The organism is Burkholderia sp. BCC1208, from assembly GCF_902833095.1.
In the GTDB taxonomy this organism is placed as follows: domain Bacteria; phylum Pseudomonadota; class Gammaproteobacteria; order Burkholderiales; family Burkholderiaceae; genus Burkholderia.
In genome coordinates, this window is sequence record NZ_CADFDY010000003.1 from 474425 (window position 1) to 496499 (window position 22075).

Annotated in this window: 21 protein-coding genes; 5 read left to right on the top strand and 16 right to left on the bottom strand. The window is 66.9% G+C overall.

All coding sequences use genetic code 11. From position 1 onward, the window contains the following. Nucleotides 1–119: 119 nt before the first annotated feature. The 4 genes from HWX09_RS09730 to HWX09_RS09745 form a co-directional block, all read right to left on the bottom strand. Nucleotides 120–1103: a succinylglutamate desuccinylase/aspartoacylase family protein gene (locus tag HWX09_RS09730; protein WP_027786347.1), complete on the bottom strand. Its 984-nt coding sequence runs from the start codon at nucleotides 1101–1103 to the stop codon at nucleotides 120–122. A gap of 81 nt (nucleotides 1104–1184) precedes the next feature. Beyond that, nucleotides 1185–2513: an MFS transporter gene (locus HWX09_RS09735; protein WP_027786346.1), complete on the bottom strand. Its 1329-nt coding sequence runs from the start codon at nucleotides 2511–2513 to the stop codon at nucleotides 1185–1187. Nucleotides 2514–2694: 181 nt separating this feature from the next. Next, the gene (locus tag HWX09_RS09740) at nucleotides 2695–3612 is read right to left on the bottom strand and encodes a LysR substrate-binding domain-containing protein (RefSeq protein WP_027786345.1); all 918 of its coding nucleotides are present in this window, start codon (nucleotides 3610–3612) and stop codon (nucleotides 2695–2697) included. Between the two features lie 98 nt (nucleotides 3613–3710). Further along, complete coding sequence (locus HWX09_RS09745) at nucleotides 3711–4670, bottom strand: SDR family oxidoreductase (RefSeq protein ID WP_027786344.1); 960 nt, start codon at nucleotides 4668–4670, stop codon at nucleotides 3711–3713. A 128-nt stretch (nucleotides 4671–4798) separates the two neighbouring features. Here HWX09_RS09745 and HWX09_RS09750 point away from each other — a divergent pair, with 128 nt between their 5' ends. Further along, nucleotides 4799–6058 carry an IS256 family transposase gene (locus HWX09_RS09750; RefSeq protein ID WP_027786343.1) on the top strand — a complete coding sequence of 420 codons (1260 nt, stop codon included), beginning with the start codon at nucleotides 4799–4801 and terminating at the stop codon, nucleotides 6056–6058. A 303-nt stretch (nucleotides 6059–6361) separates the two neighbouring features. On the opposite strand, the gene HWX09_RS09755 is transcribed toward HWX09_RS09750, so the two are convergent. Further along, the gene (locus HWX09_RS09755) at nucleotides 6362–6775 is read right to left on the bottom strand and encodes a DoxX family protein (RefSeq protein WP_027786342.1); all 414 of its coding nucleotides are present in this window, start codon (nucleotides 6773–6775) and stop codon (nucleotides 6362–6364) included. Nucleotides 6776–7755: 980 nt separating this feature from the next. Here HWX09_RS09755 and fliD point away from each other — a divergent pair. Continuing rightward, on the top strand, nucleotides 7756–9270 hold the full coding sequence (gene fliD, locus HWX09_RS09760; protein ID WP_027786341.1) for a flagellar filament capping protein FliD: 1515 nt from the start codon (nucleotides 7756–7758) through the stop codon (nucleotides 9268–9270). Between the two features lie 123 nt (nucleotides 9271–9393). On the opposite strand, the gene HWX09_RS09765 is transcribed toward fliD, so the two are convergent. The 4 genes from HWX09_RS09765 to rbsK form a co-directional block, all read right to left on the bottom strand. Then, nucleotides 9394–10041, bottom strand: coding sequence for a hypothetical protein (locus tag HWX09_RS09765; protein WP_027786340.1), 648 nt, complete (start codon nucleotides 10039–10041; stop codon nucleotides 9394–9396). Between the two features lie 448 nt (nucleotides 10042–10489). Further along, nucleotides 10490–11437 (bottom strand): dihydrodipicolinate synthase family protein, encoded by a 948-nt coding sequence (locus tag HWX09_RS09770; RefSeq protein ID WP_027786339.1) that lies wholly within the window; start codon nucleotides 11435–11437, stop codon nucleotides 10490–10492. Nucleotides 11438–11478: 41 nt separating this feature from the next. Next, nucleotides 11479–12801, bottom strand: a complete 1323-nt coding sequence (locus tag HWX09_RS09775) for an MFS transporter (RefSeq protein WP_027786338.1) — start codon at nucleotides 12799–12801, stop codon at nucleotides 11479–11481. Between the two features lie 60 nt (nucleotides 12802–12861). Beyond that, complete coding sequence (gene rbsK, locus HWX09_RS09780) at nucleotides 12862–13788, bottom strand: ribokinase (protein WP_027786337.1); 927 nt, start codon at nucleotides 13786–13788, stop codon at nucleotides 12862–12864. A 241-nt stretch (nucleotides 13789–14029) separates the two neighbouring features. Between rbsK and HWX09_RS09785 the strand changes: the two genes are divergently transcribed. Then, nucleotides 14030–15100, top strand: coding sequence for a LacI family DNA-binding transcriptional regulator (locus HWX09_RS09785; protein WP_027786336.1), 1071 nt, complete (start codon nucleotides 14030–14032; stop codon nucleotides 15098–15100). A gap of 14 nt (nucleotides 15101–15114) precedes the next feature. Here HWX09_RS09785 and HWX09_RS09790 read toward each other — a convergent pair whose 3' ends face one another. The 3 genes from HWX09_RS09790 to HWX09_RS09800 form a co-directional block, all read right to left on the bottom strand. Continuing rightward, nucleotides 15115–16134 (bottom strand): lysozyme inhibitor LprI family protein, encoded by a 1020-nt coding sequence (locus tag HWX09_RS09790; protein ID WP_034185516.1) that lies wholly within the window; start codon nucleotides 16132–16134, stop codon nucleotides 15115–15117. Between the two features lie 187 nt (nucleotides 16135–16321). After that, nucleotides 16322–16456, bottom strand: coding sequence for a hypothetical protein (locus HWX09_RS33835; RefSeq protein ID WP_256980735.1), 135 nt, complete (start codon nucleotides 16454–16456; stop codon nucleotides 16322–16324). Nucleotides 16457–16571: 115 nt separating this feature from the next. Continuing rightward, nucleotides 16572–17489 carry a LysR family transcriptional regulator gene (locus HWX09_RS09800; RefSeq protein WP_027786334.1) on the bottom strand — a complete coding sequence of 306 codons (918 nt, stop codon included), beginning with the start codon at nucleotides 17487–17489 and terminating at the stop codon, nucleotides 16572–16574. Between the two features lie 129 nt (nucleotides 17490–17618). Here HWX09_RS09800 and HWX09_RS09805 point away from each other — a divergent pair, with 129 nt between their 5' ends. Next, the gene (locus HWX09_RS09805; protein WP_027786333.1) at nucleotides 17619–18344 is read left to right on the top strand and encodes a pirin family protein; all 726 of its coding nucleotides are present in this window, start codon (nucleotides 17619–17621) and stop codon (nucleotides 18342–18344) included. A 61-nt stretch (nucleotides 18345–18405) separates the two neighbouring features. After that, on the top strand, nucleotides 18406–19008 hold the full coding sequence (gene wrbA, locus HWX09_RS09810; RefSeq protein ID WP_027786332.1) for an NAD(P)H:quinone oxidoreductase: 603 nt from the start codon (nucleotides 18406–18408) through the stop codon (nucleotides 19006–19008). Nucleotides 19009–19096: 88 nt separating this feature from the next. Here wrbA and HWX09_RS09815 read toward each other — a convergent pair whose 3' ends face one another. From HWX09_RS09815 to HWX09_RS09830, 4 genes are all read right to left on the bottom strand, one after another. Further along, on the bottom strand, nucleotides 19097–19402 hold the full coding sequence (locus HWX09_RS09815) for a hypothetical protein (RefSeq protein WP_027786331.1): 306 nt from the start codon (nucleotides 19400–19402) through the stop codon (nucleotides 19097–19099). Nucleotides 19403–19625: 223 nt separating this feature from the next. Beyond that, the gene (locus HWX09_RS09820; protein ID WP_027786330.1) at nucleotides 19626–20360 is read right to left on the bottom strand and encodes an LrgB family protein; all 735 of its coding nucleotides are present in this window, start codon (nucleotides 20358–20360) and stop codon (nucleotides 19626–19628) included. Further along, entirely contained in the window at nucleotides 20357–20728 is a 372-nt protein-coding gene (locus HWX09_RS09825) for a CidA/LrgA family protein (protein WP_027786329.1), read from the bottom strand. The genes HWX09_RS09820 and HWX09_RS09825 overlap by 4 nt, the downstream gene beginning before the upstream one ends. 266 nt (nucleotides 20729–20994) lie before the next feature. After that, the gene (locus HWX09_RS09830; RefSeq protein ID WP_027786328.1) at nucleotides 20995–22029 is read right to left on the bottom strand and encodes an alpha/beta hydrolase; all 1035 of its coding nucleotides are present in this window, start codon (nucleotides 22027–22029) and stop codon (nucleotides 20995–20997) included. Nucleotides 22030–22075 lie beyond the last annotated feature (46 nt).

A 22075-nucleotide genomic window follows, 5' to 3' on the forward strand; every position in this document is an offset into this window, starting at 1 on the left:
ACACGCGTCGATTTCCGCCGGCTCGTCCGGGACGGACATCTGCGGTCGGCCGCGGTGCGCCGTCCGGGGCCGGTTTTGACGACAGCTTGCCGGTACGGGCCGGCGCCTGGCGGCCCGACTCAGCGTTCGAGCAGCCGCCCCAGCCGCATCATCGTGACGTTCACGCCGAGATGGCGCATCGACGGCTGCACGATCACGCAGTTGTCGTACGGCGTGACGATTGCGTCGTCGCCGTCGCGGGCGATCTCGGTGCCTGCCTTCGCGATCACTTCGAGCCCGGTGAACGGCTGCGAGAACCGGAAATCCATCGAACGCGCGACGACCGGCTCCGTGATTTCGATGAACTTCTGCCGGACCGGCGCGGCTTGCGTCAGGAACGCCGCGACATCGTCGCGCGCGACGACGCCTGCCTGCAGCAGGAAGCGCGCGGCGCTGTCGAGCGCAACGTCGCGCGCGCTCGCGGCGAAGTGCTGCCCCGTCTCGATCAGCAGCGCGTTCTTCGCGCTCGCCGGATCGCCGAAGCCGCCGTAGTCGCGCAGCCGCGTGCCGTTCGCATGGCCGCGATCGACGATCACGTGCTCCGGCGTGCCGAGCGCGGCCGCCAGCGCGATCGCCTTCTCGAGCGGCCCCGTCATCATCAGCGGCGCGGATGCTTCGTGCATCGAATGAATGTCGAGCAGCAGGTCGACCGTGTCGAGCAGCGGCCGCATCGCCCGCGCACGCGCCAGCTCGCGGCTGTCGCGCGTGCCGTCGAGCGCGGCCGGCGTCCACACGCGGTTCATGTCTTCGTCGAGGTAGCGCGTCGCGTCGGCGTTCTCCGCGCTGAAGTGCTCGTACGCGCCGACGTTGCCGAAGCCGAGCGACAGCCGGCCCGCGACCGGCCGCAGGCCGGCCGCCAGCAGCGCGTCCACGGCGATCGCGCCGCTGACTTCGTTGCCGTGCGTCAGCGCGAGGATCATCACGTGCTTGCCGGGCTTGCCGCTGTCGAACGTGTGCAGATAGTCGATGCCCGTATTGCCCGCGTGCCAGCGCGAGATGTCGGGAAAGGCCACTTCGATCGGATAGGCCGGCAGCGCGGCGCGGATGGCTTCAAGCGTGGTCATGTCGGAAGGATTCGTCAGGGTTCGGAAAAGGCGCGGCCGGCGCGGGCCGGTCACGCCGGAATCGGGTACGTGCGTGGCGCATCACGCCTCGGTCGCGCGCGTCGTCGTCGCGGCACCGGCCGCCGCGCCGCGCATCCGGCGGCCGAGCGAAATCACCGACGTGATGCCGAGCACGGCCGTCGCCATCACGTAGAAACTCGGCGCCAGCTTGTTGTGCGTCGCGTCGATCAGCCAGGTCACGATCAGCGGTGCGAAGCCGCCGAACAGCGTCACCGAGAAGTTGTACGACAGCGCGAGGCCCGTGCCGCGCGTGCTGGTCGGGAAGATGTCCGCGAGCAGCGCCGGCAGCGGCGCAAGGCTCACCGCGATCAGCAAGCCGACCAGCGCCTGCACCGCGAGCAGCGTTTCGACGCTCGGATAGCGGTTCAGGATCACGAACAGCGGCCACGTCGTCACGCCGACGAGGATCAGCGCGATCAGCATCACGCGAATGCGGCCGAACCGATCCGACAGGTGCCCGACGACGGGCGCCGCGATCATCAGCATCGCCCCCGTGACGACCGCGCCGAGATACGACGACGTGGCCGGGATATGCAGCTGCTTCACCGCATACGTCGGCATGTACAGCTTGTGCACGTAGTTGAACGCCGTGGCCGTCGCGACCACGCCCGCGCCGAGCAGCATGTTCGCGCGATCGCGCACGAACACGTCGCGCAGCGGCGACTTCGCGCGCCCGGCCTCGCCGAGCCGGCGGAAATCGGCCGGTTCGTCGATGTTGCGGCGGATGTACAGCCCGACCGGGCCGATCAGCAGCCCGACCGCGAATGCGACGCGCCAGCCCCAGGCATGCAGTTGATCGGCCGTCAGCAGCAGGCTCAGCAGCGCGGACACGCCGGCTGCGAGCACCGTCGCGAGCCCTTGCGTCGACATCTGCCAGCTCGCGAAGAAGCCGCGCCGCTTCGCGTCGGCCTGCTCGACCATGAACGCGGTCGCCGCGCCGAATTCGCCGCCCGTCGAGAAGCCCTGCAGCATCCGCGCGACGATGATCAGCAGCGGCGACGCGATGCCGATTTGCGCATACGTCGGTGCGAACGCAATCATCGCGGTGCCGAGCATCATCAGCCCGATCGAGATCGTTAGCGAGGCCTTGCGGCCCGCGCGGTCCGCATAGCTGCCGAGCACGATCGAACCGAGCGGGCGCGTGACGAACGAGATGCCGAACGTGCCGACCGACAGCAACAGCGAGGTGGCCGCGTCGTGCGTCGGGAAAAACAGCTGACCGATGACGATCGCGAAATAGCCGTAGATCAGCAGGTCGTAGAACTCCAGCGCGTTGCCGATGCTCGCGGCGCAGATCTCGCGCCACGGATTGTGCGGGGCCGGCTGCGCGGCGTGCGGGTTGCGGGTCATGCCTGTGCTCCTCCATTGATGCTGGCCGTCAGGATTGTGAAAGACGGCGCGCGGCGGTTGCCGGCGGCCGTTCGGGCCAGTCAAGCGCGGAGTGTAGGCACCGCGGCGCGTGCGTTCGTGCCGTTTCGGCACGCAATCGTGCTGATCGGCGCATCGCGCGCCGCGCGAGCCGCCGGCGGGTTCAACCGGCTGGCGCCCCGCCGTCGTCGCGGGACGGCGCGGTGCGCCAGATCGCGTCGAGGACCGGATGCGATTCGTTCCGGCGCCGGTACAGCGCGACGTCGAAGCCGATCTGCCAGTCGGCGCCGCCGACGATCGCGAGTTCGCCGCGCCGCACGTCGTCCGCGACGAGCCGCTGCGGCAGCCACGCGAGGCCGAGCCCGCGCCGCGCCATCGCGAGGATTGCTTCGTACGAATCGGCCTGGTACACGGGCCGCAGCGTCGGACGGTTCGGCATTTCGGCGAGATGGCGCGCGAGCACCGCGCGCAGCGTCAGCGTGCGGGCGAACGCGAGCCACGGCACCGGCGCCTGCCCGGCCGGCAGCCGGTAGCGCGCGCTGCCGCGCGCATCGAGTGCGCTGACGGGCACCAGCACCTCGCGTGCGACGGACAGCCAGTCGAAGCGGTCGCGATCGATCAGCAGCCGCGTGTGCGGGCTCGAATAGACGATCAGCATATCGGCCTCGCCGGCCGTCAACTGCAGGATCGCTTCCTCCGCACTGCCGGTCGACACGGTCGCCGTGAAAAAGCCTGCGCGCGCAACCGTCTCGTCGTACCAGTCGGGGAAGAAGGTCGCCGACAGCGTGCGGCCGGTCGCGATCCGGAGGGTGTTTTCCAGCACCGGCGACGCCTCCTGCAATTGCGTGCGTGCACCGTGCAGAATGTCGAGCGCGTTCGACGCGGCGTCGAGGAACACGGTGCCGGCCGCGGTCAACTCGAGCGGCTTCGTGCGTGCAATCAGACGCGTGCCGACCCATTCCTCGAGCGAGCGAATGCGGCGGCCGAACGCCGGATGCGTGACGAAGCGGTTTTCCGCTGCGCGCGTGAAGCTGCGCGTGCGCGCGAGTTCGACGAAGTCTTCGAGCCATTTCAGTTGCATAGCCGGGCTCCTGAGTGGGCGTTGAACGGCTGTACGATCCTCGGCGGATCGGCTCGTCGATGTCGGCGGGACGCCGCGAGCCGCCCGGGGTGTCGATCCTACGGCGACTGCGGCGCATCGCGCAGCACGGCCCGCAGCGCCGTATCGAACGGCGTCGCGTAATCGATCCCGAGCGAGCGCACGCGCGCGGCGTCCAGATGGCAGTCGTACGGGCGCGGCGTCGCGTCGGTCGGCTGGTCGATCGGCGCGAGCGACGCGGCGATGCCGAGCGCGGCGGCGATTCGCCGCGCGATGTCGTACTTCGTCATCGGCTCCTCGCTCGACCAATGGCGAATGCCCGTCACCGATTCACCCGCGAGATGGCGCAACGTCAGGTCACGGATGACCTGCGCGACGTCGGGCGTATAGGTCGGGTAACGGATCGCCCATGCGTCCATGCCGACCGCGTCGGCGCCCGGCCGCGCCGACGCGACGACGGCCGGCACGAGGCTCGTGACGGCCGACTCGCTCCAGTCGGCGACCGGGCCGAAGAGCAACGGCAGGCGCAGCACGCACGACAGCGGCGACGCGGCGAGGAGCGCGGCCTCGCCTTCCAGTTTGGTGCGGCCGTAGATGTTCAGCGGATTCGGGACGGCATCTTCGCCGTAGGGCGCGGCCCGGCCGTCGAAGACGTAGTCGGTCGAAATGCCGAGCGTCCATGCGCCGTATCGCGCGGCGAGCGCGCCGATGCGGGCCGGTGCGGTGACGTTGATTGCGCGGGCCGCGGCCGGGTCGCGTTCGCAGACGTCGGGGCGGCGTTCGGCGGCGCAGAGAATCACCGCTGCCGGTCGGCAGGTTTCAAAAACGCGTTCGAGGGATGGCTGGTCGAGGACATCCAGTTCGGCAATGCTTTCGGATGGCAATGCGAGCAATTTGGCGCCGGCGGTTTGCGGGTTCCGGATGGTGGCGAGCAGGGTCAGCGACGATTCGCGCGCCAGCGAGGCGGCAACCGCGCGGCCCAGCAGGCCCGAAGCGCCGATGAGGAGGATGGTTTTGCGTACCGGGGATTGGTTTGGCATGGGTGGCGATAAATCACGGAAACGTATGGATTATCGGGCCTATTGGATCGCATGAACGGCTCGCATCCGATCGAACCTATCCGAATGTTTGTGTGTGAGGCATAAACTGATGGCCAAGGAGCCACTTTATGCCACGCAAACGCAAGGAAGAAGTGACGATTGAACCGGGCAAGGGCTTGAACCTGGACCCGGAACTAATCAAGCAACTGGTACCCGGCACGCTGGATCGGGCGACGATCAACGAGCAGCTTGCGGCGCTCAAGAAGGCAATCTTCGAACGCGCGCTGGGTGGTGAACTGACCCACCACCTCGGCTACGAGAAGGGCGATGCCAAGCCGGCAGGCCGCACGAACCATCGCAACGGCACCAGCCGCAAGCGCATCGCGACCGACGATGACCTGCTCGACGTCGAGATTCCGCGCGACCGAGAAGGTACCTTCGATCCAGTGCTGATCGCCAAGGGCGAGCGACGCTTCACCGGCTTCGACGACAAGATCATCGCGATGTACGCACGCGGCATGAGCGTGCGGGAGATTCAGGGTTTCCTGCTGGAGATGTACGGCATCGAGGTGTCGCCGGACTTCATCAGTACGGTGACCGATGCCGTGATCGACGAAGTGCGCGAATGGCAGCAGCGGCCGCTCGAGCCGATGTACCCGGTCGTGTTCTTCGACGCCTTGCGAGTCAAGATCCGCGACGAAGGCGTCGTGCGCAACAAGGCGATCTACCTGGCGCTGGGCGTGCGGCGCGACGGCACACGCGACGTGCTGGGCCTTTGGATCGAACAGACCGAGGGCGCCAAGTTCTGGCTACGGGTGGTGAATGACCTGAAGCTGCGCGGCGTGCAGGATATTCTGATCGCCGTGGTCGACGGCCTGAAGGGCTTCCCGGAAGCGATCAATACCGTGTTCCCGGAAACGACGGTTCAGACCTGCGTCGTGCATCTGATCCGGAACTCACTGGACTTCGCCAGCTGGAAAGACAGGAAATCGGTCGCAGCGGCGCTCAAGGAGATCTATCGGGCACCGTCGGCCGAAGCCGCCGCCGTGGCGCTGGACGCGTTCGATACGAGCCCGTGGGGTACGAAATACCCTCCGATTGCCGCGCTCTGGCGCCGAGCCTGGGATCAGGTGATTCCGTTCTACGCCTTCGCGCCTGACATCCGGAAAATTGTATATACGACCAACGCGATCGAGTCGCTGCACATGCAGCTTCGGAAGATCATCAAGGCGCGCGGCCACTTCCCGTCGGACGAGGCCGCGCTCAAACTGATCTGGCTGGCGCTGCGCAACGTCGTTGCCAAGTGGACCGGCTCCCGGCACGATTGGAAGAGCGCGATGACGCAGTTCGCGCTGCTTTACCCGGAACGATTCAACATTGGAGTCTGAATCTCAACCCGCCTCACACACGAAATTCCGGATACCTCCATCCGATCGGGAACACGATCGCCCCCGTTCTTCGCCCCTTTCGCGCCTTTCGCGCCTTTCGCGCCGGCCAACGGCTTCGTGCTTCGTACGATGCGTGATCCGCGATGCGGATTCCGGCCGCGAACGGGCGCTGCGCGCCGGGCTTCGGCACGACACCGGTTCTGTCGTCGGCAGCGCACCGACTCCTCCGTCGCCCGCAAAAACGAAACCCGGCACGCGTGAGCGCACCGGGCTTCAGATACCGGACGGAAATACCGTCCCGCCTTACTTCCGGTCAACCGAATACCGGCCTGGCCCGCTCAACGCGAGCAACAACAACCCGCCGATGATGCTCACGTTCTTGTAGAAGTTGATCATCGCCATGTACTGCTCCATGCCCTGCAGCGCCCAGTAGCGATGGCCGATCAGCGCGGTGGCGAGCGTATAGGCGGCGAACGCCAGTGCGAGCGGACGCGTATAGAAACCGATCGCGATCAACACGCCGCCCACCAGTTCGACCGCCACCGCGATCACGGCCGCCAGCTCGGGCGCCGGATTCCCCGTCGACGCCATATACGCGACCGTGCCCGAGAACCCGTTCAGCTTCTGCCAGCCGAACAGCACGAACAGGATCATCATCAGTACGCGAGCCGCCAGCAGCAACTCGTCCTTCTTCGACTCCAATGAAACGTAACGCATAACAATCACCCTTGAATTGACGGTTCGATGCATCCAGTGCCGCTGCGCGCCCAATCGGCACGCTCTGCCGGCTACGGACCAACTCTTCGCGCAATCGGACGGCAAGCCACGTGGCCTGCCGTCGAAGAATCCGCCCGGTGACGCCGCGAGTAGCGGCGCGCTCCGAATCGGTTCTGGCGAAGCACGGGTGCAGTCTACTGTCCCGCCGCAAATCATCAATCCGTCCAAATATGATTCGCCGTCTCGAATCAGTTGACAATCAGGGAAGACCGGCCCGTTGTGCGACGGGTGGTTGGCCACGCAAACCATCGGCCTCCTTGTTTCTCAGCAACGCGAAAGGTGTCCGTTTTCTTTTACGTTATGGGAATCAGTGGATATTTCCGGATTGAATTGGAACGCGCCATCAAAACGGCGCATTTCACTAGTGACCCATCGGCACCCGCCAATACGCAACTCCTCAACGCCGTCTTTAGCCCGGTTACTCCCCGTCTTTACCAGCGATACCCGTATTATTTTTCAAGTCACGGACATGGCGCGAATGCGCCTCTCCGACCAAAACGCATGGAAACCAGACCTGCGAGACGACTCATCCGCCTTATATTTAGCGAAATCAACGAAAAGCATGTCACCAAACATTCATGCTTTCTCAAACTTCCACTCTACCGAAATTCCTTTAATAAATTCGATATAAATCATGCCTTTGTGAGAAATGCATCACACGTTTCCAGCATTCCACATCCTTCCATTCATCCACCTACATTCCCCTCAAGAAACATTACAAAAAATGACTAATTAATACCGATTTAAGAATACGATAGCGCACCGATTCGTTCTTACGTTTTCCCGACACTCCCGCGAGCCACGCGACGCGTCATACGAGAAAGCGCCATGCACGCGAATCGCCGCGCGCCCGCCCCGATCGCCGCAGGCCGACTCGACCGCCGTACGCCACTGGATCGCCTTTCAACCGGAGCTCACCCATGCCAACGAACACGCCCGTCAACAGTGGCGCGAACGCGAACAGCCTGATGCAACAGGCGGCGCAATCGATCATCAACGGCTCGACCGGCAATCCGGCGATGGACGTCGGCTCGCTCGTCAAGACGCTCGTGAACGCGAAGACGGCCGGACGGGCCGCGATGCTTGCCGCGTCGCAAGCGACCGGCAGCACGCGGATTTCCGCGTTCGGCGCGTTGTCGTCGGCGCTCGGCGCGCTCGAGGCCGGCCTGACGTCGCTGAAGAACGGCGCGCTGCAGTCGACGTTCAACGCCGTCGCGAGCGGCAAGGGCTTGACCGCAACGGCGGGTGCGGGCGCGGTCGCCGGCACCTACACGGTCGGCGTCACGCAGATCGCGACCGCGCAGGCGCTATCGTCCGCCGGCTTCAACGGCAGCAAGGCGCTCGGCACCGGCACGCTGACGCTGTCGCTCGGCAGCCAGTCGTTCAAGGTCGAAGTCCGCGGCACCAACAATACGCTGGCGGGCATCTCGGCGGCGATCAACGGCGCGTCGGGCAACCCGGGAATCAGCGCGACGGTCATCAACGGCACGGACGGCGCGCACCTCGTGCTCGCGTCGTCGAAGACGGGCGCGGCGAACGCGATCAGCGTCGCGGTCGGCAACGTGTCCGGCGACAGCGGCCTGTCGAATCTCGGCGTCACGTCGACGGCCGACCCGTCCGGCGGCGCGTCGAAGATCGAATCGGCGAACGGCGCGGCCGCCTGGCGGCAGAGCGCCGTCGCGCAGGATGCGAAATTCACGCTCAACGGAATCGCATCGGCCAGCGCGAGCAACACGGTATCGGGCGTGCTGACCGGCATCACGCTGAACCTGTCGGCGGCCGCGGTGAGCGCGACCGATACGCAGACGCTGACGGTCAGCACCGACACGAAGTCGCAGGCAGCCACAATCACGAATTTCGTGAGCCTGTACAACACCGCCGTCAAGACGATGGGCGCGCTGTCGAGCTACACGGCAGGCGCAAGCTCGCAAGGCGCGCTGATCGGCGATTCGACGCTGAACACGATCCGTAACGCGTTGGCTTCGATCGTCGCGCGCGGCGCCGACAACGGTACCCCCTCATCGAAGGGCAACGGACACGTGAACCTATTGTCGATCGGCATCAAGCTCGAGCGCGACGGCACGCTGAACGTCGACGGCGCGAAGCTCGACAGCGCGCTCTCCGCCAATCCGTCGGGAGTCGCGCGCCTGTTCAATCCGGAGAATGGAATCGGCACGCGCCTGGCCGACCAGATCTCGCAGTTCACGAAGAAGAACGGAATGATCGACGTGCGCACGACCGCACTGAACGCCGATCTGAAACGTGTCGCGCAGCAGCAGTCGGATCTGTCCGACTATGCCGCGCAACTGACGAGGCAGTATCAGGCGCAGTTCACCGCGCTCAACACGCTGATGACCCGGATGAATACCAACTCGCAATACCTGACGCGATTGTTTGGCGGTGCGAACAGTAACGGCACGCTGTCCAGGAAGTGAGCGGGTCGCGCGGTGCGCGCGGCCCGGAGACATCGTTCATGCCCGGCGGCGCGCCGGCGCCCGCCGGATTCGCATCGTCGCGGCCGGCAACCTGCCCGCGGTTGTCCTTGCAGCGCGCACGCGTCAGCCGAGACCTTCGACGCGGTCGGCGAACAAATCGATTGCACACGATACCTGGCGTCCGAAATAACCGGCGCGTTCGCGCTCGTACGCGCGCAGCAGCGACGTGCATTCGCGCTCGGCCCAGCGCCATACCGGGCCCTGCTTGGCGAATACCGGATGTTCGCGCAACTCGGCGGGTACCGCGTGCTCGTCCTCCCAGCCCCAGAAATAGGCCTGGTACGCACGGGCGAACGGCATGCCCAACTGGTTCGCAACGGTCTCGTCATGGCGCAGCGTGAAGTCGACGATCTCCTTGCGCGTGCGCCCGCCCACGTCGTCGTGGCGCGCCTCGACCCAGCAGTGATACCGCGCGAGTTGCGACAGATGCCGCGCGGTGCGGCGCCGCTCGCGCGTCGTGCACAGCGCGTACAGGTTGCCGCCGCCGAAATCCATCACTTCGCCACCCGCGAACGGCCGATAAGGCTTGCCGGTCAGCAGCGTCAGCACCTGCGCGCCGACGATCGCATAGTCGGCGCAGCGCATGTAGCCGCTGCGCGTCGTCGCTTCCGACACGCTCCGGTGGACGACTTCGTCGATCACGGCGTGCAGCATCGCATCAACCGGTGCCGCCAGGATCGGCGGCTGGCTTGTCGTCGTCACGTGTTGCATGGGCGAATGCGGCTTCAGCGGTTCGTCGGTAAAAGTCACTCCGCGGAATGGTATTACTAACCGTTACGACGAACGGATGCGAGATTGCGCAGATTTGTGCGCTTTTCTCGCCGCGTGCGAGAACATGTCGACAGTCCGTCAGACATCGTCAATACGACGCGCAGCAGGATGGCCGGACGAGCATCGACACCGCGCTCGCGGATCGCGGGCGGTTCGAGTGCGTGATTCGGTGATTTCGTGAAAAACCGCCGAATGACAGCCGGACAGCACGGCCGCGCGGCGGCACGCGTTGCCGCCATCGACGGAATGGGAATCGCGACGATCTCGCCGCGATGGCGACGCATCGCGCAACGCGGATCGCTCCAGCAGGCAACGGGCGTGCCGGCCTCGGGCACGGGGCACGCGATGCGATCACGCGCCGCGCTGCCGGTGCGGCGCGCGCCCTCCGTTATGACGCGGCGATCCGCCGGCGGAAATGCTCGGTGCCGGCCACGATCTTGTCGAGCACCGCGTCGAGCGCCCAGAATCGTTCGCGCACGTCGTAGTCGATCGCACGGCATTTGATCGACCCGAACGTGCCGATCCGCTGGTGATAGAGCTTCGCGAGCGCCGGGTAGCCCAGCGCCTCCGATACCGCCGAGACGACCAGGAACGTCGACAGTTCGTCGGCGAGCGCCGGATTCGACTCGCCTTGCGTACGCAGCCACCGGTAGAGATCGGGATGGAAGTTCGTGAACACGCCGTTGAAACCGGCGGACCCGGCCTTCATCGCGTCCCACGCAATCGCGGCGTTCGCGTTCAGAATCTTCAGCGGCGACCCCGCGGCAAGCGCGACGCGCCGCTTCACCGTCGCGAGATCGCAGCTCACGTCCTTGAGCATCACGAACCGGCCCGTGTCGATGCACGCGCGCAGTTCGTCATCCGACAGAAGCCGCCGGTAAGGCGCCGGGCATTCGTACAGGCCGAGCGGGAGATCCGACGGCAGTCGCGCGAGCAGCCTGTGAAGATGGTCGAGCAACGCGGCGCTGCCCTTGCGTTGCGGATCGAGACGGTTGGTCACGAGCACGACGCCCTGCGCGCCCGATTCGGCCGCCGCGCACAGTTCGACGGCCTGCGCGTCGATATCGTCGCTGATGTGGCCCGACGCGACGACCGGCACGCGCCCGGCCACCCGTTCGACCACGAAGCGCGCGAGTTCCGCGCGTTCGGCCAGGCTCAGGAACTGCATCTCGCTCGATTGCGCGACCGCGAACAACGCATCCGAGCCGTGCGCCAGATACCATTCGATGAGCCGCTCGAGCCCGGCGTAGTCGATCGAGCCGGCGTCGTCGAACGGCGTCAGCATCACCGGCACGATCCCCTCGATGGTCACGTTCGATTGCTGCGAGTGTTGCATCGGTTTCTCCTTCCTTCAGTGAATGCGAATGCAGGCCACGATCACGCCGGCAACGGTCCGGGCGCGGCGTTCGCGGCCTGTTCGGGAATCGGCTTGCGCACGAGCAGCAGGTAGGCCATCGCGCCGGCGAACGCGATCGCCGCCGCGGTGAGCAGCGCCGGCACGAACGACCACTTCTGCGCAATGACGCCGGTCAGGATCGGGGCCAGCGCGCCGCCGATGAAGCCGCCGAAATTCTGGATCGCGCCGAGCGACGCGATGCGGCTCGGCGGCGCGGCCGCCGTCGCGAGCGCCCACGAGCACGCCGATGCCGCGTTGGCGAGAAAGATCACCACCGAAATACATGCGAGCGCAACCGTATTGCTCTGCACGAGCGCGGCCGGGATCGTGAACGCGACCATTCCGAGCATCGCGGCCACCACCGCATTGCGCCGACTCACGACCGGCGAACGGCTGCGGCGCGTGACGAAATCCGACAGCCAGCCGGCGACCAGCGACCCGACGAACCCGCACAGGAACGGCACCGATGCGGCAAACCCCGTGCGCATCAGGCTCATGTGCCGCTCCATCGTCAGGTAGCCCGGCAGCCAGGTCAAGTAGACCCAGTTCAAGTACACGGAGCCGAAGAAGCCGATCAGCATCCCCCACGTCGTGCCGTGCGAGAACAGGCTGCGCCATTCGGCGAAGGTCAGCTTCGGTGCCGCGACGACGCTTTGCGCATCGGCATCGAGATAACCGCGTTCGGCGGCGGACAGTTGCGCGCGCACCGGATCGCGATACAGCGCGAACCACACGACGGCGACGACGAGGCCGAGCGCGCCGGTCGCAATGAACGCCCAGCGCCAGTCGAATGATGCGACGAGAACCGACAGCAGCAGCGGCGCAAGCGCGGTACCGAGCGGCGACGCGGCATTGAAAATGCCCGTCGGCGTGCCGCGCGCGCGCAGCGGAAACCAGTTGCTCACCACGCGCGCGGCCGACGGGAATTGCGGCGCCTCCCCGATGCCGAGCAAGATACGCGCGACGATGAACCAGCCGAAGGTGGACACGAGGCCGCCCGCCGCCTGCGCGAACGACCAGACGATCAGCCCGATGCCGAGCAGCCGGCGCGGGCCGATGCGGTCGACCAGCCCGCCGACCGGAAACTGGCACAGCGCATAGCTCCACGAGAATGCCGACAGCAGCAGCCCCATCTGCGCGAGCGACAGGCCGAGATCGCCGCGGATCGCCGAACTCGCGACGGCCAGCGTGCCGCGATCGAGATAGTTGACGATCCCGCTCGCCATCAACAGCGCGAGCGCGATGCGCTGACCGCGCCGAATCCGTGGCGGCGCGTGCGGAACAGGTTGGTTGTCGTAGTTCATGTCGATTGTCTCCATGTCACTGATATGGGCCGGGTCCGGCCGTTCCGTCGCATGCGGAATTCAGGTATCCATACGGTTGACTTCGTCGCGCGTCGGAATCGACGTCTGCGCGCCGTGGCGCGTGACGCTGATCGCGGCCGCACGCTGGCCGAAGCCGATCGCGTCGTCCATCGACGCGCCGCCGGCCCGCGCGGCCGCGAACCCGCCGACGAACGTGTCGCCGGCCGCGGTCGTATCGACGGCCACCACCGCCATCGCACGATGGCGGCCGCTTCCTGCGCTGCCGCGCCAGCAGACGCCGCGCGCGCCGAGCGTGACCAGCACGTTGCCCACGCCTTTCGCGCACAGCGCATCGGCGGCGCGCGCGGCCGACGCATCGTCGCCCACGGCGATGCCGGTCAGCGACTCGGCCTCGGTTTCGTTGACGACGAGATAGTCGACCCGCGCCAGCAACGCATCGAAGAGCGGCTGCGCGGGTGCGGGATTGAGCAGCACCGGCGTGCGGTGCGCGCTTGCGCAGGCAATCGCGCGCGCCACGGTGGCGACCGGCACCTCGAGCTGGCACACGAGCAGCGCGGCTCCGGCGATCGCGTCGCGCGCCGCGTCGATCCGGTCGGCGTCGACGCACGCATTCGCACCGGGCACGACGACGATGCTGTTCGCGCCGTGGTCGTCGACCGTAATCGTCGCGACTCCGGTCGCCGTGCCGCCGATCCGGTGCAGGTGCGTCACGTTGATGCGCTCTGCCGCCAGCGCGCCGTGCAGGCGTGCACCGAACGCGTCGTCGCCGACGCAGCCGATCATCGCGACCGATGCGCCGAGGCGCGCGGCCGCCACCGCCTGATTCGCTCCCTTGCCGCCATGAACGGTTTCGAACGTCGTGCCCAGCAGCGTCTCGCCCGGCACCGGCAGGCGCGGCGCGCGCGTGACGAGATCGATGTTGACGCTGCCGACGACGGCAATACGCGGTGATCGACGGCCGTTCATTGCTTGATGTAACCGCTTACATTTGCGATCGACAAAATGACCGGAAGGGTCGTCGTCTCTGAAAATTTCGCCATACGGATTGAACGAGTGTCTGAGATAATGGAAAGCAGCAGCAAGATAGCGCTTACATTCTCGCAGGCTCGCTCGAGAATGCAAGCGGGGCCATCACGAATCGAGGGTAAACAATGACGCTTTTGACGGCACACGGCGGCGGGACCGCCGCCACGCGCGGAGACGGCCGATGAGCACGCCCCGGGCACGCCGCGGCAGCGGCCGCTCGGTGCTCGGCGACGTCGCGAAACTGGCCGGCGTGTCGACCGCGACCGTCTCGCGCGTGTACAACGATCCCGGCAAGGTGTCGGCCGACGTGCAGCAGCGCGTGCGCGACGCGGCGCTCGCCCTGAACTGGATCCCGAATGCGGCCGGCCGCGCGCTCGCGTCCACGCGCACCCACATCACGGGCGCGATCATCCCGACCCTCGACGACCAGGTGTTCGCGTCGCAGGTCGCCGGCATGCAGACGGTCATGGCCGAGCACGGCATCACGCTGTTTCTCGGCTGCTCGAACTACGACCCCGCGCAAGCGCTCGCGCAGGTGCGCGCGATGCTGTCGCGCGGCGTGGAAGCCGTGTCGCTGGTCGGCGAAGCGTATCCGCCGGAACTGTTCGAACTCCTCGCGATGCATCGCGTGCCGTACGTCGTCACGTACGCCTATCGCGACGACAGCCCGCACTGCTGCATCGGCTTCGACAACCGCGCGGCGTTCGCACGGCTCACCACGCACCTGCTCGACCTCGGCCACCGCGATTTCGCGATCATCATGCAACCGTCGACGGACAACGATCGCGTGCAGGCCCGCCTGCGCGGCATTCACGACACGCTTGCCGCGCACGGGCTCGCGGTGCGCCCCGTGCATCAGCACGAAGGCACGGCCACGATCGCGTTCGGGCGGGCGAGCCTGCGCGCGATCGTCGGCAGCGATGCGGCGACGCGGCCGACCGCGGTGATCTGCGGCAACGACGCGCTCGCGCTCGGCGCATTGCTCGAAGCGCAGGCGCTCGGCATCGACGTGCCCGCGCAGTTGTCGATCACCGGATTCGACGACATCGCGCTCGCGCGCGAGATCCAGCCGCCGCTGACGACGATGTGGGTCGACACCGACGCGATCGGCCGCCAGGCCGCGCATGCGTTGCTCGACACGCTGGAGAACGGCGCGACGGGGCCCGGCCATGCCGTCCTGCCCGAACTGCGCATACGGGAATCCGCGGCGCCCCCAGCACGGACGCAGGCGCGCGCGACGCGCAAGAAATAGCGGGCAGCGCCTGCTTACTGCATCACGTCGATCGGCAGCGTCTTGTCGAGATTGTCGTGCCACGCGTTGATCGTCTTCGGCACGGTTTTCTTCCACGCGGGCACGTTCGAGTAGTAACGCATCCGGACGTTGTTCTTCGCATCGAACACGAGTAGCCCGATCCACAGATCGGTGCCGCGGCGCATCACGATCGCCGCGTTCGTCGTCGCGATACCGCGCACCCAGTACGACGTCACGTGTGCGCCGAGCCCGTCGAGATCCTTCTCCTCGGCGCTGTAGTTGACCATGTCGACGAGCGTCTGATAGTCGGCGCCGAGCAGCTTGTGCGCGGTCGCGTTCTGCTGCGCGTCGGCGACGACCTTGAGGCTCAGCAGGTCGGCTTTCGGTTCGGCCTGCGACTGCGCGGCGGTCACATAGTCGCCTGCGTACGTCACGCCCGCACCGGCGCCACAATCGAAATCGGCGCCCTGTTGCGTGACGCGGATGCGCCCGCCCTTGCGGTCGAAGTCGAGCCGGCACTTGTTCTGGCGGTAGGTGCCGCTGTCGCCGTGCAACATGATGTCGCCGTCGAGCCCGCCGGTATTCGCGCCGTTGTTGGCGCTCAGCTCGAAATGCAGGCGCGGCACCGTGCCGGTGAACGTCAGTTCGCCGCCGAACGACGGGTTGTCGCTCGTCCGATGCCACGTCTGCTGCCAGCGATCGGCAGCGAGCGGCATGCCGCTCAGGCTCGCGAGCCGTTCGCGGTAGCGGTCGCCCAGGCATGACGCATCGCTGCCGCACTGGTCGCGCTGCTTGAGCCACTTCAACTGCGCGGCCTTCAGCGCGGCCGTATCGCCGCCCTTCGCGAGCGCCGTCTTCCACGCGGCCGACAGATCGCCGTCGAGTTTCGATAGCGCGGGTTTCGCGCAGATCGTCTTCTCGGTCGGCGACGCGGCCTTCCCGCAGTCGAAGCCGGCCGCATGCGCGGCGACCGGTGCGAGCATCAGCATCAGCAGCGCGGCCGCCGCGATGGAGGGCAGCCGCGTGCGCGGCATTTCACAGGCGGGAATCGCGGCTTGCCCGCGCGAATTCGATCGGTTCTGGGTTGTCATCGGCTTGATCGTCGCTGGGTCGCGCGCCCGTAGAAGCTACCTGCACGCGACATTCGAAGTAAAAACGCCCGGCCCGGCATGCAGCGCATGCCGCCGCCCGCCGAAGCGTAACCCGGATGCGCGACGCCGATCAATCGACGTTCGATGTCGTCGCAACCATTTCGGCGACCGCACAGCAGCGCCCGACGCCGTCGCGCAACGCAGCTTCCGTCGCGGGATCGATGATCCCGATGAACACCATCACGCAGTCGTCATGCGCAGTCATGCTTTCGTCTTCCAGTGACGAGCACCGGATGCGCCAAGTCCGATACGCCGCATGACTCAACAATCTCCGCAAATCATGCGGAGATTAATCGCCACATTCACCGCAAAATACCCCGCTACCGTATCCGGCCCGCCCCGCTCGCGCCCGTCGGCGTCGATTGCCCGAGCCGCTCCGCGAGAAACCCGATGAACGTGCGCAGCGTGACGAACCCCTCCCGGTGCTGCGGAAACACCGCATTGAGCGTGATCGGCGGCGGCACGTAGGCATCGAGCACCGGCACCAGCGCCCCGCTGTCGAGCGCCGCGCCGACGATGAAGTGCGGCAGCAGCGCGATGCCTAGCCCCGCGATCGCGGCGTCGCGCACCACTTCGCCGTTGTTCGCGACGAGGGGGCCCTGCACGTCGAACGTGCGTGCCGCGCCGTCGACGCGGAATTCCCAGCCGACCCGCCGCTCGCGCCCGTACAGCACGCACGTATGGCCGGCCAGATCGGCCGGCGTCTGCGGCGCGCCGTGCCGCTTCAGGTAGGCGGGGCTCGCGCACGCGATCATCCGCCACGCGCCGAGCGGACGCGCGATCAGCGTCGAATCCTCGAGCGAGCCGATCCGCAGCACGAGGTCGAAGCCCTCGCCGATCAGGTCGACGCGCCGGTCGGTCAGGTCGAGGTTCAGCCGCACGGCCGGGTGCGCGGACAGGAATTCGGCGATCAGCGGCGACACGTGCGTAATTCCGAACGACAGCGGCGCGCTGATCTTCAGCGAGCCATGCAGCTCCGTGCTGCGCACCGACATCGCCTGCTCGGCGTCGGCGATCTCCGCGAGGATGCGCTGCGCGCGCGCATAAAACTCCTGCCCCGATTCGGTCACCGCGAGATTGCGGGTATTGCGATGCAGCAGCCGCACGCCGAGCGACGCCTCCAGCGCCATCGTGCGCCGGCTGACGAACTGCTTGGACAGCATCAGCTGGTCGGCCGCCGCCGTGAAGCTGCCTGCGTCCACGGTCGCGACGAAGATCCTGAGGTCGTTGAGTTCCATATTGTCCACTCCATAGCGACAGTCATTATCGCTACAGCGATTTATTTGTCAAATCGATTGACCTAAGATTCATCTCAACGAACGGCCGGGCCCACTTTCGAGGTCCGGCGACTTCAAGGACAGAAAATCATGATCGATATCCGTGCAGCAAACCAACGTGGCCGTGCGGAGCATGGCTGGCTCAGCTCCCGTCATACGTTTTCGTTCGCGAATTACTACGATCCGAAGCAAGTCGGCTTCTCCGACCTGCTCGTGATCAACGACGACCGCGTCGCCCCGGGCCGCGGCTTCGGCACGCACCCGCACCGCGACATGGAAATCCTGTCGTACGTGCTCGACGGCGCGCTGGAACACAAGGACTCGATGGGCACCGGCTCGGTGATCGTGCCGGGCGATGTGCAACTGATGAGCGCGGGCACGGGCGTGCGCCACAGCGAGTTCAACCACTCGCCGGACACGCCGGTCCACTTCCTGCAGATCTGGGTCGGGCCGTCCGAAAAGGGTGCCGAGCCGCGTTATCAGCAGACGAATGTCGCGGCCGACGACAAGCGCGGCAAGCTCGCCCTCGTCGTGTCGCCGACCGGCGACGCCGGTTCGCTGAAGATCCGGCAGGACACCAAGATTTACGCGGGCCTGTTCGACGGCGACGAAAGCACTACGCTGGAACTTGATCCGAGCCGCTTTGCTTACGTGCATGTGGCGCGCGGCAGCGTGACGGTCAACGGCGTGACGCTCGGCGAAGGCGACGGCGCGCGCATCCGCGGCGAACACGCGCTGACGATCGCGGACGGCAAGGATGCGGAAGTGCTGGTGTTCGACCTGCGTCCGGTCGAAGTAACGGCCGAATGGGCGTGACGCCCGTTCGGGAAACCGGGCTCCGCTGACCGCGGGGCCCCTTTAATCGGAGATTCGCAACATGGCCAAGGTTCTCGTTCTTTACTACTCGTCCTACGGGCACGTCGAAACGATGGCGCAGCACATCGTGGAGGGCGCGAAATCGGTGCCCGGCGTCGAGGTCACGCTCAAGCGCGTGCCGGAAACGATCCCCGCCGACCAGGCCCGCGCGGCCGGCGTGAAGGTCGACCAGGCCGCGCCGGTCGCCACGGTGGACGAACTCGCCGACTACGATGCGATCATCTTCGGCACGCCGACCCGCTTCGGCAACATGGCCGGCCAGATGCGCACGTTCCTCGACCAGACCGGCGGCCTGTGGATGAAAGGCGCGCTCGTCGGCAAGATCGGCAGCGTGTTCGCATCGACCGGCACGCAGCACGGCGGCCAGGAAACGACGATCACGTCGTTCCACACGACGCTGCTGCATCACGGGATGGTGATCGTGGGCGTGCCGTATGCGTGCAGCGGGCTCGTCAACATGAACGAAATCACCGGCGGCACGCCGTACGGCGCGACCACGCTCGCGGGCACGGACGGCAGCCGCCAGCCGAGCGCGAACGAGCTCGACATCGCGCGCTACCAGGGCAAGCACGTGGCGGAACTCGCGAGCAAGCTCGCGTCGTGACGCGACGGCCCCGCGACCGGGGGCCCGCACACGAACGAACGGCGCCGGGTCGACCGGCGCCGTTCGTCCTGTGCAACGCTTTCGACCGTTACTGGCCCGAAGCCGGCGCGGCCGGCGCCGCCTTCGTCGCGGGCGCCTTCTGCACGGCGTTCTGCGGATAGTTGCTCTGGTCGTTGGTCAACCGGTAGCCGCTGCCGGTGCCGATCGCCTTCAGGTCCGACGCGTGCCGCGCGCGGGCCGCCTTGCGCGCCGCCTTCTTCTGCGCCTTGTCGAGTTGCTTCGGCACCGGCGCGGACGAGGGATCCTGCGCGTATGCCGCCGGCGCGGCGGTCAACAACAGACCGAACGACGCCGCTACTGCCACTGCCACCGAAACCACGCGAGACTGCTTCATGACCGATCTCCTTGTCGATTGTTGAGTGTGGGTCGGACACCGGCGTGCACGCGACGGCTTGCGACAACGGCGCCGATGCAACGTTAGCCGATCGCTGCGCAAATGTCCTCGGGCGTTCCTGAATTCTCCTGATAACGCCCACGATACATGCACGCCGGGGGCGCCGTCCTTTCGGCCTGTCGTCCGCGCCATCCGGGAAACCGATACCCCGTCGGCCGCGCGCTCAGATCCAGCGCGACAGCACCGGCAGCAGGATCGGCACGACGAACGCCGTCAGTACGCCGTTCAACCCCATCCCGAGCCCGGCAAATGCGCCGGCCTCCTCGCTGACCTGGAACGCGCGCGCGGTGCCGATCCCGTGCGACGCGACGCCGAGCGCGAAGCCGCGCACGGCCGGCTCCTCGACCCGCAGCAGATTGAGAATTCCGCGCGCGCACACCGCGCCGAAGATCCCGGTCGAAATCACGAGCACGGCCGTGAGCGACGGAATGCCGCCGATCTCGGCGGCGACGGCCATCGCGATCGGCGTCGTCGCCGATTTCGGCGCGAGCGATGCGATCGTCTGGTGCGACGCCCCGAACAGCGCGGCGATGCCGACCGCCGACACGATCGCGGTCAGCGAACCCGCGAGCAGGCCGACGAGCAACGGCAGCGCGGCGCGCCGCAGCTTCGACCACTGGCGGTACAGCGGCAGCGCGAGCGCGACGGTCGCGGGGCCGAGCAGGAAATGGACGAACTGCGCGCCGTCGAAATACGTCGGATACGGCGTATGCGTGAGCGTCAGCAGCACGACAATCACCGCGACCGCGATCAGCACCGGATTCGCGAGCGGGTTGAAGCGCGCCCGCGCATAGACGGCCTGGGCGAACAGATACGCGACCAGCGTGATGGTCAGGCCGAGCAGCGGGCTCGCGGCGAGATAGACCCAGATCGCGCCGAGCTTCGGGAAGGCCGTCATTGCGCGCCCTCCGCGGTGCCGCCCGCGCGGCGCTGGCGCCGCAGCAGCGCGCGCGTGACGAGCGCCGTCACCGCGATCGCGAGCGTGGTGCTGACGGCCAGCGCGACGACAACCGCGACCGCGTCGCCGCGCACGCGGTCGGCCGACACCATGATGCCGACGCCGGCCGGCACGAACAGCAGCGACAGATGACGCAGCAGCTCGAGCGCGGTCGGCTCGATCGCATCGGCCACCTGCGGGCGCAGCATCACGAAGCCGAACAGCAGCAGCATGCCGATCACGGGGCCCGGCACCGGGAGGCCGAACAGATGGGACACGCCTTCCCCGAGACACTGGAAGATCAGCAAGACCGCGAACGCCTGCAACATGAACCGCTTCTCCCGAACCTGGCCGCGACCGTGCAGCCGCGCGGCCGATGAGCCGGCGACTTGCGACGCCGGCGTGAACGATACGCGCGATCGTACCAACAATGCCGGCACCCGGGCGCGATCGTGCGATTGCGTGCTCGCCATTCGACCGTTTCGCCCGCTCCGACCGACACCCTGCCGGGCATGAATGAAACGCTCGCACGCAAAAAAACGGCGGGCACGTGCCCGCCGTCCTGTCGTTCGGGTTCGAACGACCGTCGATCGCGTTACTTCAGCCGCGTCGCGATTTCATTGGCCATCGCCTTCGTCGCGGCCTTCGTCGGCGCATCGTCGGCCAGCGCGTTCAGCAGACCGAAATCATGGATCGTGCCGTCGTAGCGCGTGGTCGTCGCGTCGACGCCGGCCGCGTCGAGCTTGCGACCGTACGCTTCGCCTTCGTCACGCAGCACGTCGAACTGCGCGACCTGAATCAGCGCGGGCGGCAGGCCCTTCAACTGCGCGATGCTCGCGCGCAGCGGCGACGCGTAGATCTCGTTGCGTTGCGCTTCGTTCTTCGTATAGGCGTCCCAGAACCACTGCATCATCGGCCGCGTCAGGAAGTGGCCCTGCTGATACGCGTGGTACGAACCCGTGTCGAAGTTGTGGTCGGTGACGGGCCACATCAGCCCCTGGAAGCGGATCGCGGGGCCGCCCTTGTCCTTCGCCATCAGCGCGACGACGGCCGACATGTTCCCGCCGACGCTGTTGCCGACCACCGCGAGGCGGCTGCCGTCGACGCCGATCTCCGCGCCGTGCGCGGCCACCCATTTCGTCGCCGCATACGCCTGGTTGATCGCGACCGGGTAACGCGCTTCCGGCGACGGCGTGTAGTTCACGAACACCGCGACGGCGCCCGACTGCACGACGAGATCGCGGACGAGGCGCTCGTGCGTCGGGAAATCGCCGAGCACCCAGCCGCCGCCGTGAATGAACACGAATACCGGCGGCGTGCCCGTCGCGCCTTGCGGGCGCACGATCGTGACCGGCACCGACAGGCCGTCCTGCTCGATCGCGCGGTTCGAGACGTCGATGCCGGACAGATCGACCTTCGCGCCGTTCTGCGCGTCGACCAGCACCTGGCGCGCCTTCGCGGGGCTCAGCGTTTCGAGGCCCGGGCCTTTCTGGCCGTTCAGCGCGGCGAGGAACGCGCTCGTCTTCGCATCGGGACGGACGGCGTCGGCGCCGGCGGCGAACGCGGCAGGTGCGGTGGACAGTGCGGCTGCAACGGCGGCGGCGATCAGCAGCGGCTTGACGATCTTCATGGTGCAACTCCTTGGTTGATGCTTTGAATGACGATGAATGTTTTGC

What these genes read in the sequence shown, in the direction of transcription:
- HWX09_RS09730 (WP_027786347.1), bottom strand. Translation starts at nt 1,103, where the DNA reads ATGACCACGCTTGAAGCCATCCGCGCCGCGCTGCCGGCCTATCCGATC.
- HWX09_RS09735 (WP_027786346.1), bottom strand. Translation starts at nt 2,513, where the DNA reads ATGACCCGCAACCCGCACGCCGCGCAGCCGGCCCCGCACAATCCGTGG.
- HWX09_RS09740 (WP_027786345.1), bottom strand. Translation starts at nt 3,612, where the DNA reads ATGCAACTGAAATGGCTCGAAGACTTCGTCGAACTCGCGCGCACGCGC.
- HWX09_RS09745 (WP_027786344.1), bottom strand. Translation starts at nt 4,670, where the DNA reads ATGCCAAACCAATCCCCGGTACGCAAAACCATCCTCCTCATCGGCGCT.
- HWX09_RS09750 (WP_027786343.1), top strand. Translation starts at nt 4,799, where the DNA reads ATGCCACGCAAACGCAAGGAAGAAGTGACGATTGAACCGGGCAAGGGC.
- HWX09_RS09755 (WP_027786342.1), bottom strand. Translation starts at nt 6,775, where the DNA reads ATGCGTTACGTTTCATTGGAGTCGAAGAAGGACGAGTTGCTGCTGGCG.
- fliD (WP_027786341.1), top strand. Translation starts at nt 7,756, where the DNA reads ATGCCAACGAACACGCCCGTCAACAGTGGCGCGAACGCGAACAGCCTG.
- HWX09_RS09765 (WP_027786340.1), bottom strand. Translation starts at nt 10,041, where the DNA reads ATGCAACACGTGACGACGACAAGCCAGCCGCCGATCCTGGCGGCACCG.
- HWX09_RS09770 (WP_027786339.1), bottom strand. Translation starts at nt 11,437, where the DNA reads ATGCAACACTCGCAGCAATCGAACGTGACCATCGAGGGGATCGTGCCG.
- HWX09_RS09775 (WP_027786338.1), bottom strand. Translation starts at nt 12,801, where the DNA reads ATGAACTACGACAACCAACCTGTTCCGCACGCGCCGCCACGGATTCGG.
- rbsK (WP_027786337.1), bottom strand. Translation starts at nt 13,788, where the DNA reads ATGAACGGCCGTCGATCACCGCGTATTGCCGTCGTCGGCAGCGTCAAC.
- HWX09_RS09785 (WP_027786336.1), top strand. Translation starts at nt 14,030, where the DNA reads ATGAGCACGCCCCGGGCACGCCGCGGCAGCGGCCGCTCGGTGCTCGGC.
- HWX09_RS09790 (WP_034185516.1), bottom strand. Translation starts at nt 16,134, where the DNA reads ATGCCGCGCACGCGGCTGCCCTCCATCGCGGCGGCCGCGCTGCTGATG.
- HWX09_RS33835 (WP_256980735.1), bottom strand. Translation starts at nt 16,456, where the DNA reads ATGACTGCGCATGACGACTGCGTGATGGTGTTCATCGGGATCATCGAT.
- HWX09_RS09800 (WP_027786334.1), bottom strand. Translation starts at nt 17,489, where the DNA reads ATGGAACTCAACGACCTCAGGATCTTCGTCGCGACCGTGGACGCAGGC.
- HWX09_RS09805 (WP_027786333.1), top strand. Translation starts at nt 17,619, where the DNA reads ATGATCGATATCCGTGCAGCAAACCAACGTGGCCGTGCGGAGCATGGC.
- wrbA (WP_027786332.1), top strand. Translation starts at nt 18,406, where the DNA reads ATGGCCAAGGTTCTCGTTCTTTACTACTCGTCCTACGGGCACGTCGAA.
- HWX09_RS09815 (WP_027786331.1), bottom strand. Translation starts at nt 19,402, where the DNA reads ATGAAGCAGTCTCGCGTGGTTTCGGTGGCAGTGGCAGTAGCGGCGTCG.
- HWX09_RS09820 (WP_027786330.1), bottom strand. Translation starts at nt 20,360, where the DNA reads ATGACGGCCTTCCCGAAGCTCGGCGCGATCTGGGTCTATCTCGCCGCG.
- HWX09_RS09825 (WP_027786329.1), bottom strand. Translation starts at nt 20,728, where the DNA reads ATGTTGCAGGCGTTCGCGGTCTTGCTGATCTTCCAGTGTCTCGGGGAA.
- HWX09_RS09830 (WP_027786328.1), bottom strand. Translation starts at nt 22,029, where the DNA reads ATGAAGATCGTCAAGCCGCTGCTGATCGCCGCCGCCGTTGCAGCCGCA.